Source organism: Microbacterium sp. SA156 (assembly GCF_049065455.1).
GTDB classification, from domain to species: Bacteria; Actinomycetota; Actinomycetes; order Actinomycetales; family Microbacteriaceae; genus Microbacterium; species Microbacterium barkeri.
This window is the reverse complement of record NZ_JBAKGU010000007.1, coordinates 63,766-75,751: the sequence shown is the minus strand read 5'-3', so window position 1 is coordinate 75,751 and position 11,986 is coordinate 63,766. Positions and strand designations below refer to the sequence as shown.

The following is an 11,986-nucleotide window of genomic DNA, read 5'->3' as shown; positions in this document are numbered from 1 at the left end:
GCGCTCACCCCAGGATCACGCGGGCAGCAGGCTCCGCCTCCGACCGGACTCCTGCGCTGTGTCCCGCCCTACGACCGGGCGAGCCTCTCCGACTGCTCCCGCCGCTCGGCGATGCGGTCGCGATCTCGCAGGAGACGCGCGTTCAGCAGCGCGGCGACGATCAGCGCCGCCCCGGCCCCGACGAGCGCGCCGCCCGCGGTGTCGCTCGCCCAGTGCGCCGAGAGATACGTGCGCGCGAACGCCATCGAGAGCGTCCAGATCACCGCGACCGTGGCCATCCACCATCGCGGGAAGAGCACCCACAGGGCGAACACGACCGTGGCGGCATTGGCCACATGCCCCGACGGGAATGAACCGTGGTCGACGACGACGAGGATGTCCTCGGGGCGCTGCCGCGAGTAGAGCTGCTTGAGCAGCTGCACGAACCCCGCGCTGGCGGCAGTCGCGACGAGGAAGTACAGGGCTCCCCATCGGTGGCGCGTCGCGAGGAGGAAGGCCCCGATCCCGAGCGGGAAGACGAGGATGGCCCACCACCCTCCGCCGATCCGGTCGAGGAGGAGCGAGAACCACAGGCGGACGCCCGCATCGGCCTCAGGCAGCACGCCTGCCCACCACGTGTCGATCGGGAAGGGATCGCGGTGCAGCACCGTGGCCCAGCCGAGCAGCGCGGCCGCCGCGATGAGCCCGATCCCCCACCACAGCATGGCCCGACGCGACATCCCCATCGCCCCATTCTGCCCACGCCCGCGCCGTTCGGGCGCAGGCGTGCGGTCAGTCGGCGAGGAGGCCGAGCGAGCGCGGGCGGACGACGAGCCAGAGCGAGAGGACGGCGATGGCCGAGCAGCCGAGCATCACCGAGGCCATCGTGGTGCCCGTGATGCCGGAGGCCGCCGAGATCACGCCGACGAGCGGCGAGATGACGCCCGCGATCCCGTTGTTCGTCGCGCCGAGCACCGAGGCCGCCGTGCCGGCCGCCTCGGGGTGCCGGTCGAGCGCGAGCACCTGTGCGCAGGGGAAGGTGAAGCCGCACGTCGTCATGAAGACGAACAGCGGGATGACCACGCCCCACACGCCGAGCCCGAGCTGGTCGCCGACGATGATGCCGGCGGAGGCGAGCACGAGCACGGCGGTCGCGTACGCGAGCACCCACTGCGGCCCGAACCGCGCCGCGAGACGGGCCGCGACCTGGTTGCCGATCACGAGGCCGACCGAGTTCGAGGCGAACAGCAGGCCGTACTGCACCTCGGTGAAGCCGTACGACTGCTGGAACAGGAAGGACGACGCCGACAGGTACGAGAAGAGGCCCGAGAACGTCATCGCTCCGATCACGAGCACGCCCAGGTACACACGATCGGTGAGCACGACGCGATAGCGGTGCCACACGGACACCGTCTCGTGCGAGATGCGGTCGGAGGCGGGGCGGGTCTCGGGCAGCGCGAAGATCGCGCACAGGAGCATCACCGTGCCGTACGCGGCGAGCACGAGGAAGATCCCGTGCCAGGGCATGACCGTGAGCAGCGCTGAGCCGATGAGCGGCGCCACGACGGGCGCGACCCCCGTCACGAGCGCGAGCCGCGACAGCATGATGACGAGGCGGCGCCCGCCGAACAGGTCGCGCACCATGGCCATCGCCACCACGCCGCCCGCGGCCGCGCCCATCCCCATCAGCACTCGCGCGGCGCCGAGCAGCTCGAGCGTGGGCGCGAAGGCCGCCGCGAGGCTCGAGAGCACGTGCAGCGCGGTCACGATGAGCAGCGGAACCCGCCGGCCGAACTTGTCGCTCAGCGGACCCACGACGAGCTGGCCGAGCGCGAAGCCGATCATCGTGCCCGTGAGCGTGAGCTGGATGGCCGCGCTCGTCGTCTCGAAATCGCGCTCGAGCAGGGGGAACGCGGGCAGGTAGAGGTCGATCGTGAACGGGCCGAGCGCCGTCAGCGCGCCGAGCAGGAGGACGTACGCGAGGCGCCGGCCGCTCGAGAGCGCGTCACCGCGATGCGTGCGCGGCATCTCCCCCGCTGCCGCGCGCGCGGCATCGGGCAGCGGAATCGTCCCCGTGGGCACCGGGATGAGGCCCGTGGCGGTGGGGATGCTGCCCGTGTGCGGGTGGTGCCCGTGCTCGTCGCGCGGGGAACGGTCTTCGTGAGTCATCGTGAGCGTCGCTGCTTTCGCGGACGAGGGGTGCGGAGAAAGAAAGAAGTCCCAGACGACGCCCGGAGGATCCGCGCGAAGGGGACGCCCTCAATCCTAGGGTCGAGGGGGACGGGCAGCGCAAGGCGGAAGCCCAGGTTCCCGGCCCGATTCTCCCAGCGGCGCGCGCATTCAGCCGCATAGGATCGGAGCGTGTCGACGCAGAAGCGCCCCCAGAAGTCCAGCGGCAACCCCGCCCGCCAGGCCGAGATCGAGCAGACGGTCAAGCAGCAGCGCGAGGCCCGGCGTCAGGAGAAGCTCGCCGAGTACCAGCGGCAGCTCAAGAAGCGCCAGCGCGGGAAGCTCGTCTGGTGGACGGTCGGCACGGTCGCGGCGGTCGCCGTGATCGGTGCGATCGTCGCCTCGTTCGTCTTCACGCCGCGTCCGAATGTCGCCGAGTACGGCATCGGCGGCGACGGGGCGGAGATCGAGGGGGTCGAGACCTTCTCCAACACGAACACGCACGTCGAGGGCACCGTCGAATACGAGCAGACCCCTCCCGCGGGCGGCCCGCACAACGTGTACTGGCTGAACTGCGGCGTCTACAGCGAGCCGCAGCAGAACGAGAACGCGGTGCACTCCCTCGAGCACGGCGCGGTGTGGGTCACGTACGACCCCGAGCTCGTGAGCGACGAGGAGCTCGAGACCCTCAAGGGCTACCTGCCGTCGAGCTACGCGATCCTCTCGCCGTACCCCGACCTCGGGACGCCGGTCGCCGTGAGCGCCTGGAACGCGCAGCTCAAGGTCGACTCGGTCGACGACGAGCGCATCGCGGAGTTCTTCGAGGAGTACTGGCGCAACCAGAACGTGCCGGAGCCGGGCGCCGCGTGCACCGGCGCCATCGACGGCCCCGGCAAGCTCAGCTGAGCATGACGGAGTCCGACCGCCCGACCGCGCGCACGGGCATCCCCTGGCCGCTCGTGGTGATCGCGGTCGTGCTCGTGGCGGGCCTCGCGTTCGCGATCGGCCGCTTCACGACGTTCGACGACCTCTCCGACGCGACCGGCTCGGGCGGCGGGCCGAACGCCGCGGACGCCGGCTTCGCGCGCGACATGCAGGTGCATCATGCCCAGGCCGTCGAGATGGCGATGATCGAGTACCGCGCGACCGACGACGACGAGCTCCGCGCCCTCGCGTACGACATCGCGACGGCTCAGGCGGCGCAGCGCGGCGAGATGTACGGATGGCTCGTGGCGTGGGGCCTGCCCCAGGCGGGCGACCCGCTCATGTCATGGATGTCGGGAACCGGACACGATCACGGCGCGAGCGCGACGGCATCCGCCGAGGAGCTCGAAGCGGCGATGGGGATGGCCACGGCCGAGGAGATCGACCGGCTCGCGTCGCTCGAGGGCTCTGCTCTGGACTGCCTCTTCCTCGAGCTCATGATCCGTCACCACGCGGGCGCGATCGAGATGACGGACGCCGTCGTGGAGCTCGGCAGCGATGAGCGCGTGATCCAGACCGCGCGCAGCATGGGCCAGGGCCAGACGGCCGAGATCGCGGCCATGCAGTCGATCCAGACGCGCCTCGGCTGCACCGGCTGAGCGTCGCACCGCATGACGAAGGGCCCGCCGTGCGGCGGGCCCTTCGTCATGCGGGTCACCCCTTCGCCGAGCCCGCCAGCAGGCCGCGGACGAAGTAGCGCTGCAGGAACAGGAACACCAGCAGCGGCACGATGATCGCGATGAACGCGCCGGCGGTGAGCAGGTGCCAGTCCTGACCGCGCGACCCGGTCATCTGCGCGAGCAGCTTCGTGATCGGCGCCACGTTGCCGTCCGCGAAGATCAAGGCCACGAGCAGGTCGTTCCAGACCCACAGGAACTGGAAGATCGCGAACGACGCGATCGCCGGCATGCTCAACGGGAGCACGATGCGGAAGAAGATCTGCCCGTGCCCCGCACCGTCCACGCGGGCCGCCTCGATGACATCCGCCGGGATCTGCGCGATGAAGTTGTGCAGCAGGAAGATCGCGAGCGGCAGGCCGAAGATCGTGTGCGCGATCCACACCTGCGCGTAGCCCGACGACCCCACCGCCTGGATGACCGGGACCCCGAACAGCTCTCCGCGCGAGAACAGCTGCAGGAGCGGGATGAAGGCCATCTGGATCGGGACGATCTGCAGCGCGAACACGAGCACGAACAGCAGGTTCTTGCCGCGGAAGTCCATCCACGCGAACCCGTACGCCGCGAGCGTCGCGATGATGAGCGGGATGATCGACGCCGGGAGCGTGATCGCGAAGGAGTTCACGAACGAGCCCAGCATCGTGAGGCCGCCCGTCGAGGTGTTCAGCGCCTCGACGTAGTTGTCGAACGTCCAGCCCCAGTTCTGGAAGACCGTCCACCATCCGGTCGTCTGGATCTCCACACGCGGACGGAACGACGACACGAACACGCCGAACGTCGGGATGGTCCACAGCACCGCGATGACGAGCGCGGCAACCGTGGCCCACGGGTTCGTCAGGCGGCGCTTGGTGTCGCTCAGCGCGCGCTTCCTCGACGGCTTGCCCGCCGTCGTCACGAGCTCGGTCGCGGTCATCAGCGCACCTCCCTCTGTGCCTTGAGCTGTCGCGCGTTGTAGATGACCAGCGGGAGCACGAGCACGAACAGGATCACGGCGTACGCCGCGGACCGTCCGGCCTCGAAGCTGCGGAACTGCGAGTACATCTCGTTCGCGAGCACCGAGGTGTTGTTCGCGCCCGCGGTCATCGTGCGGACGATGTCGAAGATCTTCATGGACGCGATCGCGATCGTCGTGAGGACCACGATCAGGGAGGGCCGGATGCCCGGCACGACGACGTTCATGAAGCGCTCGTACGCGTTGGCTCCGTCGAGCTCAGCCGCCTCGAGCTGCTCGGTCGGCACGCCCTTGATCGCGGCCGACAGCACGACCATCGCGAATCCGGTGTAGATCCACACGAACACGACGATGAGGAACAGCGTGTTCCAGGGCTCCACCTGGAGGAACGGGACAGGGCTGCCGCCGAACCAGACGATGATCTGGTTGACGAAGCCGATCTGCTCCGCGTCGGCGGGCCGGGCCGTGTACATGAAGCGCCAGATGATCGACGCGCCGACGAACGAGATCGCCATCGGCAGGAACACGAGGATCTTGTAGACCTTCTCCCCGCGCGTCTTGTCGATGAAGTACGCGTAGACGAGGCCCACGACCGTCGACACGATCGGGGCGATGAGCACCCAGACGATCGTGTTCACGATCGTGCGGATGCCCTGCGGCTGCGTGAAGATCCAGATGAAGTTGTCGAGTCCGATGAAGCGCGATCCGCTCGCATTGAACATCGACTGCCCGAACGTCTGGATGACGGGGAAGACGAGGCCGACGAGCAGCAGGATCAGGGCGGGCGCGAGGAATCCGACGAGCTGGAACAGATAGCCGGCTCCCTGCTTCGACCGGTAGTCGAGCCAGAAGAACAGCAGGCCGAGGACGCCGGCCGCGATGATCGCCCACCAGTAGGACTGGAGCATCCACATCACGGCCAGGGGCAAGAGCACGCACGCGGCGAGCCGGATGTACGTGTACACCCGGCCCGCGCGCGGCGCGATCTCGATGAAGAAGAGCAGGATGCCGACCGCGAGCAGGAACACCCCGATGATGATCGGGATCTCCAGCCACGGCGAGAGCGTGCTCAGCCAGTCGAGAAACGCTTTCATGTCCGGCCGTTACTCTTCCGGCCAGCCCGATTCGATCTGCTCCAGGACGTCGTCGGTCGAGGCGCCGTTCACCCAGTCGCGCATGCCCGTCCAGAACGTGCCGGCGCCGACTGCGGAGGGCATGAGGTCGGATCCGTCGAAGCGGAACGTCGTCTCCTCGTCCTGGAGGATCTCGATGGCCGCCTTGAGGATCGGGCTCTGCGCGTTCTCAGGGTCGAGCCCGTTGTTCGCGCTGATCACGCCGCCGAGCGAGACGCGGGAGTTCGCCCACTCGGGGCTCGACAGGTACTCCTGCACCTTGACGACGTTCTCGTCGTCGCTGAACGCGCCGACGATCTCGCCGCCGCCCGTGATCATCTGGCCGGCGCCCGCGTCGACCGGGGGCAGCATGAACGCCCAGACATCGCCATCCTCGCCGACCTCGCCGCCGGCCTCGACGATGAAGCCGTCGAGGAACGACGCCTGGTGGGTCAGGAGGCAGTCGCCCGAGACGAGCGCGTTCGCGACGTCGCCGAAGGGCGTCGAGCCGATCGAGGCCACGTCGCCGAAGCCCGCGTTGACGTAGTCGGGGTTGAGGAGGATCTCAGCCGTCGCGTCGAAGGCCTCCTTGATCTGCGGGTCGGTGAAGGGGACCTCGTTCGCGACCCACTGGTCGTAGACGTCGGGGCCGGCCTGGCGCAGGACGAGGTCCTCGATCCAGTCGGTGCCCGGCCATCCGGTCGCGGCGTCGGACCCGAAGCCCGCGCACCACGGCGGCTCACCCGTCTCGTCGCGGATCTGCTGCGTGAGGTCGAGCAGGCCCTGCCAGTCGGTCGGAACCTCCCACCCGTTCTCCTCGAACACACCGGGCTGGTACCAGATCCAGCCCTTCGCGTTGGCCATGAGGGGCGCGCCGTAGATCGTGCCATCGTGCGAGGCGTAGGTCTCCCAGTCCTCCGCCCAGTACTCGCGGAGGTTCGAGACGACGCCCTCGGGCGCCTCCATGAGGTAGCCGCGGCTCGCCATGTCGGACAGCAGGCCCGGCTGCGGGAAGATCGCGAGGTCGGGCGGGTTGCCGCCCTGCGCGCGAACGGCGATCTGCGCCTCGAACTCCTGCGAGCCCTCGTACACGATGTCGATGCCGCTCTCCTCCTCCCAGTCCGCCCAGGACTGCTCGAGGAGCTCCGCTTCCGCGTCGACGATCGTGCCGTAGACCGTGACCTGGGCGTCTCCGCCGTCGCCACCGCCCCCGTCTCCGCCGCCATCCGATGCTCCGGGGCCGCTCGTGCATCCCGCGAGAGCGAGACCGGCGATCCCCAGCCCGCTCGCCGCGAGGAGGATCCGCTTGCGTCCTGCAGTCTTCATCGTCTGCTCCTATCTCGAGCATCTTCTCTGTGGAAAGGCTGTGCCCTCCAAGCTAGGAGCCATAGGAGCGCTTCCACAATCACTTGACAGTCACGGACCCGTAACGTCCGCAGACGCACGAAGGCCCCGGGACGAACCCGGGGCCTTCGCGAAGAAGCTTCGAGAAGAAGACTTACTTGAGGGTGACGGTCGCGCCGGCGCCCTCGAGGGCCTCCTTGGCCTTGTCGGCCGTCTCCTTGTTGGCGCCCTCGAGGACAGCCTTGGGAGCGCCGTCGACGACAGCCTTCGCCTCGCCGAGGCCGAGCGAGGTGAGCTCGCGGACGACCTTGATGACCTGGATCTTCTTGTCGCCGGCAGCCTCGAGGATGACGTCGAACGAGTCCTTCTCCTCCTCGGCCGGAGCGTCGCCGCCCGCAGCCGGGGCGCCAGCGGCCGCAACGGCGACCGGGGCAGCAGCGGTGACGTCGAAGGTCTCCTCGAAGGCCTTCACGAACTCGCTGAGCTCGATGAGCGTGAGCTCCTTGAACGCGTCGAGCAGCTCTTCGGTGCTGAGCTTCGCCATGATGTTTCTCCTACTTTTTCGGGGTTTCGGGGTTGCTTCCGCGCAGCCTGATCAGGCTGCGGTCTCCTGCTTCTCGCGCAGCGCCTCGACCGTGCGAACGGTCTTCGACAGCGGCGCCTGGAAGAGGGCGGCAGCCTTCGACATCGAGGCCTTCATCATGCCCGCGACCTTGGCGAGCAGGACTTCGCGGCTCTCGAGGTCAGCGAGCTTGCTGACCTCCTCAGGGCTGAGGGCGGTGCCATCGAAGTAGCCGCCCTTCACCACGAGAAGAGGGTGTGCCTTGGCGAAGGCGCGCAGACCCTTGGCGACGGCGACGGGGTCGCCGTGCACGAAGGCGACGGCCGACGGACCCTTGAGGTCGTCGTCCAGCGCCGTGATCCCCGCGTTGTTCGCGGCGATCTTGGTCAGCGTGTTCTTCACCACGGCGTACTCCGCGTCCTGACGGATCGCGTTGCGGAGCTCCTTGAGCTCGGCAACCGTCAGACCGCGGTACTCGGTGAGCAGAACGGCGGTCGAGCTCTCGAACTGCTTCGTGAGCTCGGCGACCGATGCTTCCTTCTGCGCCATGGCCACTCCTTGATTGTCCTGAGGTGCTCCACGGAGGTGGGGCACCGGCCGCGCCACCCACCCCGAACATGAGAAAGAGCTCCGGCGCAAGCGCACGGAGCTCGGTTCCCGTTCTCACGGGATTCGTTCGTGACACCTGCGCGGGCCCCTGCAGTGCAGAGCTTCGATCGTCACGTGCTTGCGCACACGGCGATGACCGGCGGTCTTCGGCTCGGACCAGCGTACCCGAACCGAGAGCCTGGACCAAATCGACGGAGCGCACCTTCCGCACCGAGTCCGCCGAACCCGCATGTCCGGTCGGGACGCCGTCAGGGGGCGGGGTTAGGGTCGAGAGGTGACCCCCGAACTCGCCGCCCGGATCGTCGCGGACTCCCGCGACAGGGTGGCCTGGCTCCGGGCGCGGTCGCAGGGCATCACCGCGACCGACATCGCGACGATCACGAGCGAGCGGGTCATCCCCCGCGCCGCCGAGCAGAAGCTGCGCGGCTCGTCGTTCGGCGGCAACGCGTACACCGACCACGGCCGGCGCCGAGAGCCCGAGATCGCCTCGTGGGTCGCCGCGACCCACGGCATCCAGCCGTCCAGCGCCCTCTTCCACGCGACGATCGAGAAGCGCCATCTCGCAACCCCAGACGGGATCGCCGTCGACCAGAGCGGCCGCATCCTGCTCGCCGAGATCAAGACGACGAACAAGACGTGGCGCACCATCCCGCGCTCGTACCTCCGCCAGGTGTGGTGGCAGCAGCACGTGCTCGGCGCCGAGCGGACGCTCTTCGCCTGGGAGGAGCACCGCGACTTCCAGCCGCTGCACGACGAGCCGAAGTGCGTGTGGATCGACCGCGACGACGCGGAGATCTCGCGGCTCGTGAAGCTCGCGACCGCCCTCATCGACGAGCTGTACCGACGCACGACGGGCAATGAGCCGCCGCGCCGGCCCGAGGCCGCCGCGACCGCGCCGCTCACTCCGCGCGAGCGCGCACTCCAGCGCTCCGCGTATCGGGCGCTGGCCCTCGCCGACTGACGCGCCGCGTCGCGCGCCCGGCTGGCGGGCATGTCTCATCCGCCCCGCCGCGCCATGTCTCACCCGGCGCCGTTATAGACGCCTCATACCGTCAGCAAGCGAGACACGCACCTCACGCCGACGCAGCATGTCTCATCCGCAGCCGCTATCGGCACCCCATACCCACACCAAGCGAGACACGCACCGGTACCGGAACCAGGCATGTCTCACCCGCCGCCGTCATCGGCACCCCATACCGGCACCAAACGAGACACGCTCCGCTCGCCCACGCCAACACCACACACGCACCGACATCCGGGAATTAGTTGCGGTTTGTCAACGTTCTCGATATCGTTGACTTTCTTCAACTTCTGCATGCCGACGCTGTCATGCCAACCCGGACACGATCGCGAAAGGTGCGTATGAGCGCGCAACCCACCCCCGCACAGGCGCCCGCGGCGCGGATGTCCCGCCGCCAGGTGCTCGAGGCCCTCTCGGGCCTCCTCCTCGCCATGTTCTGCTCCATGGTCTCCACGACCGTGGTCGGCACCTCGCTGCCCATCATCGTCCCCGCGCTCGGCGGCACCCAGGAGTCCTACACCTGGGTCGTGACGATCACCCTCCTCACCACGGCGATCTCGACCCCGATCTGGGGCAAGCTCGCCGACCTCGTCAACCGCAAGACCCTCATGCTCATCGCCCTCGCGGTCTTCGTGCTCGCGAGCGCGGGTGCCGGCATGTCCACGAGCGCCGAGATGCTCATCGCCTTCCGCGCCCTCCAGGGCCTCGGCGGCGGCGGTCTGGCCGCACTCAGCCAGGTGCTCATGGCCGACATCATCAGCCCGCGCGAGCGCGGCAAGTACATGGGCCTCTTCGCGGGCGTCATGGCTGTCGCGACGGTCGGCGGCCCGCTGCTCGGCGGCGTCATGACCGACACGATCGGATGGCGCTGGAACTTCTACGTCGGCGTCCCGCTGGGCATCATCGCGTTCGCCGTGCTCCTGCGGACGCTGCGGATCGAGCAGATCCGCGCGGCGAAGGTGCGCATCGACTACCTCGGCATCGTGCTCCTCAGCGTCTCGGCCGGTGTGCTCCTCGTCTGGATCACGAACGTGTCGGACTACGGATGGATCAGCTGGGAGACCGCATGGATGGTCGGCATCGCGCTGATCGCGGCCGTCGCGTTCGTGCTCGTCGAACTCCGCGTCGCCGAGCCGCTCATCCCCCTCACCCTCTTCCGCAACCGCACCTTCACGCTCGCGGTGCTCGCGTCGATCTCGATCGGCGTGGCGATGTTCGGCACCTCCGTCTACCTCGGCCAGTACATGCAGATCTCCCGCGGCTACGGCCCGACCGAAGCGGGTCTGCTGACGATCCCGATGGCGGCGGGCATGCTCGTGGCGTCGGCCGTCGTGGGGCAGCTCGTCACGCGCTTCGGCCGCTGGAAGAGCTACCTCGTCGTGGGCGCCGTGCTCATGATCGCGGGCACCGGCCTGCTGTCGACGCTCGCGTACGACACGTCGCTGTGGCTCGTCGGCACGTACATGTTCCTGCTCGGAGCGGGCACCGGCATGACCATGCAGAACCTCGTCCTCGTCGTGCAGAACACGTCGAAGCCGCAGGAGATCGGCGTCGCCAGCTCGGGCGTCAACTTCTTCCGCACGGTCGGCGGCACCGCCGGCGTCGCCGTCATGGGCTCGGTGCTGGCGGCGAGCATGACCCAGCAGCTGACGGATCGCGCACAGGAGATCGGCGCCGCCGTGATGAGCCTGGGCGAGCAGGGCCAGGCCATCCTCGCCCAGCTCCAGTCGGGCGCCCTCCCGGTCACGCGGGACATGCCCGAGGCCATCGCGGTCATCATCGAGGACGCCTCGGCTCAGGCGATCTCGCACGCATTCCTCATCGGCGTGCCCCTGGCCGTCCTGAGCCTCGTGGCGATCGCCTTCCTCCCGAACAAGCCCCTCACCCGGCAGAACAACATCGAGCGGATGCGCGCGCAGCGTCTCGAGGGCGATCTCGCGGTCGCGACCGCCGAGACGGGCTCCATCCCCGTGCACGTCGCAGATGACGGCGACGCGTCATCTGCGCGCAGCCGCTGAGGCGATCCGAGAGAATGATCCCGTGACCGCCGACATCGCCCAGGACGCCGCGCCCCCGCGCGGACCCGGGCTCCCGCTTGCGGGGACGACGCCCGCCGAGGGCGTCTCCCCCGAGCAGGCGGAGGCCATCAAGTCGGTCGAGGCCGAGTTCAGCGAGCTGATGACGCACGTGCGGCGCATCATCCACGAGAACGCAGACCGCGTGTCCCCCGGGCTCAACCCCGGCGCCTACAAGGTGTTCACCGCGATCGTCCGCCACGGCCCGCTCAAGGCGTCGACGCTCGTCGAGCGGATGATGCTCGACAAGGGCCAGCTGAGCCGCACCGTGAAGGACCTGCAGGATCTCGGCCTCATCGCCCGCACACCGGATCCGAGCGATCGACGGGCGCACCTCCTCGAGGCGACCCCGCTCGGCATCGCGCGCCTCGAGGAGGCCCGCTCCCACCACGAGAGCCTGCTCTACGACACCCTGCTCGCCTGGGATGTCGAGCGCGTCCGCGACCTCGCGGGCCTCCTCCACGCACTCACCAACGGGACGACGCCCGACCCGCGCTGAGCG

At 68.9% G+C, this 11,986-nt stretch carries 12 protein-coding genes; 5 read left to right on the top strand and 7 right to left on the bottom strand.

Annotation, left to right across the window (positions count from 1 at the left end):
• Positions 1-68 precede the first annotated feature (68 nt).
• Both ACOWU6_RS08525 and ACOWU6_RS08520 read right to left on the bottom strand, forming a co-directional pair.
• Complete coding sequence (locus ACOWU6_RS08525; protein WP_271173624.1) at positions 69-725, bottom strand: phosphatase PAP2 family protein; 657 nt, start codon at positions 723-725, stop codon at positions 69-71.
• Between the two features lie 46 nt (positions 726-771).
• Positions 772-2,007, bottom strand: a complete 1,236-nt coding sequence (locus ACOWU6_RS08520; RefSeq protein WP_282979512.1) for a multidrug effflux MFS transporter — start codon at positions 2,005-2,007, stop codon at positions 772-774.
• A gap of 333 nt (positions 2,008-2,340) precedes the next feature.
• Between ACOWU6_RS08520 and ACOWU6_RS08515 the strand changes: the two genes are divergently transcribed.
• Complete coding sequence (locus ACOWU6_RS08515; protein ID WP_282979456.1) at positions 2,341-3,054, top strand: DUF3105 domain-containing protein; 714 nt, start codon at positions 2,341-2,343, stop codon at positions 3,052-3,054.
• Between the two features lie 2 nt (positions 3,055-3,056).
• Positions 3,057-3,731, top strand: a complete 675-nt coding sequence (locus ACOWU6_RS08510) for a DUF305 domain-containing protein (RefSeq protein WP_421075425.1) — start codon at positions 3,057-3,059, stop codon at positions 3,729-3,731.
• Positions 3,732-3,786: 55 nt separating this feature from the next.
• Here the strand turns inward: ACOWU6_RS08510 and ACOWU6_RS08505 are convergent, their stop codons facing one another.
• The 5 genes from ACOWU6_RS08505 to rplJ form a co-directional block, all read right to left on the bottom strand.
• Positions 3,787-4,722, bottom strand: coding sequence for a carbohydrate ABC transporter permease (locus ACOWU6_RS08505; protein WP_271173627.1), 936 nt, complete (start codon positions 4,720-4,722; stop codon positions 3,787-3,789).
• Positions 4,722-5,855, bottom strand: coding sequence for a carbohydrate ABC transporter permease (locus ACOWU6_RS08500; RefSeq protein WP_271173628.1), 1,134 nt, complete (start codon positions 5,853-5,855; stop codon positions 4,722-4,724). Before ACOWU6_RS08500 ends, ACOWU6_RS08505 begins: the two co-directional genes overlap by 1 nt.
• Positions 5,856-5,864: 9 nt before the next feature.
• The gene (locus tag ACOWU6_RS08495) at positions 5,865-7,199 is read right to left on the bottom strand and encodes an ABC transporter substrate-binding protein (RefSeq protein ID WP_421075424.1); all 1,335 of its coding nucleotides are present in this window, start codon (positions 7,197-7,199) and stop codon (positions 5,865-5,867) included.
• Positions 7,200-7,371: 172 nt separating this feature from the next.
• Positions 7,372-7,761, bottom strand: coding sequence for a 50S ribosomal protein L7/L12 (gene rplL / locus ACOWU6_RS08490; protein ID WP_271173630.1), 390 nt, complete (start codon positions 7,759-7,761; stop codon positions 7,372-7,374).
• A gap of 51 nt (positions 7,762-7,812) precedes the next feature.
• On the bottom strand, positions 7,813-8,328 hold the full coding sequence (gene rplJ / locus ACOWU6_RS08485; RefSeq protein WP_271173631.1) for a 50S ribosomal protein L10: 516 nt from the start codon (positions 8,326-8,328) through the stop codon (positions 7,813-7,815).
• Positions 8,329-8,662: 334 nt separating this feature from the next.
• On the opposite strand from rplJ, the gene ACOWU6_RS08480 reads away from it, so the two are divergent.
• From ACOWU6_RS08480 to ACOWU6_RS08470, 3 genes are all read left to right on the top strand, one after another.
• Positions 8,663-9,349: a YqaJ viral recombinase family protein gene (locus tag ACOWU6_RS08480; protein WP_421075423.1), complete on the top strand. Its 687-nt coding sequence runs from the start codon at positions 8,663-8,665 to the stop codon at positions 9,347-9,349.
• 401 nt (positions 9,350-9,750) lie between these two features.
• Positions 9,751-11,427 carry an MDR family MFS transporter gene (locus ACOWU6_RS08475; RefSeq protein WP_271173633.1) on the top strand — a complete coding sequence of 559 codons (1,677 nt, stop codon included), beginning with the start codon at positions 9,751-9,753 and terminating at the stop codon, positions 11,425-11,427.
• Between the two features lie 22 nt (positions 11,428-11,449).
• A complete protein-coding gene (locus ACOWU6_RS08470; RefSeq protein WP_421075422.1) occupies positions 11,450-11,983 on the top strand; it encodes a MarR family winged helix-turn-helix transcriptional regulator in 534 nt (177 codons plus the stop codon).
• Positions 11,984-11,986: the final 3 nt, after the last annotated feature.

Excerpts from the sequence above, each read along its gene's own strand:
- ACOWU6_RS08525 (WP_271173624.1), bottom strand. The coding sequence starts at position 725 with ATGGGGATGTCGCGTCGGGCCATGCTGTGGTGGGGGATCGGGCTCATC.
- ACOWU6_RS08520 (WP_282979512.1), bottom strand. The coding sequence starts at position 2,007 with ATGCCGCGCACGCATCGCGGTGACGCGCTCTCGAGCGGCCGGCGCCTC.
- ACOWU6_RS08510 (WP_421075425.1), top strand. The coding sequence starts at position 3,057 with ATGACGGAGTCCGACCGCCCGACCGCGCGCACGGGCATCCCCTGGCCG.
- ACOWU6_RS08505 (WP_271173627.1), bottom strand. The coding sequence starts at position 4,722 with ATGACCGCGACCGAGCTCGTGACGACGGCGGGCAAGCCGTCGAGGAAG.
- ACOWU6_RS08500 (WP_271173628.1), bottom strand. The coding sequence starts at position 5,855 with ATGAAAGCGTTTCTCGACTGGCTGAGCACGCTCTCGCCGTGGCTGGAG.
- ACOWU6_RS08495 (WP_421075424.1), bottom strand. The coding sequence starts at position 7,199 with ATGAAGACTGCAGGACGCAAGCGGATCCTCCTCGCGGCGAGCGGGCTG.
- rplL (WP_271173630.1), bottom strand. The coding sequence starts at position 7,761 with ATGGCGAAGCTCAGCACCGAAGAGCTGCTCGACGCGTTCAAGGAGCTC.
- rplJ (WP_271173631.1), bottom strand. The coding sequence starts at position 8,328 with ATGGCGCAGAAGGAAGCATCGGTCGCCGAGCTCACGAAGCAGTTCGAG.
- ACOWU6_RS08475 (WP_271173633.1), top strand. The coding sequence starts at position 9,751 with ATGAGCGCGCAACCCACCCCCGCACAGGCGCCCGCGGCGCGGATGTCC.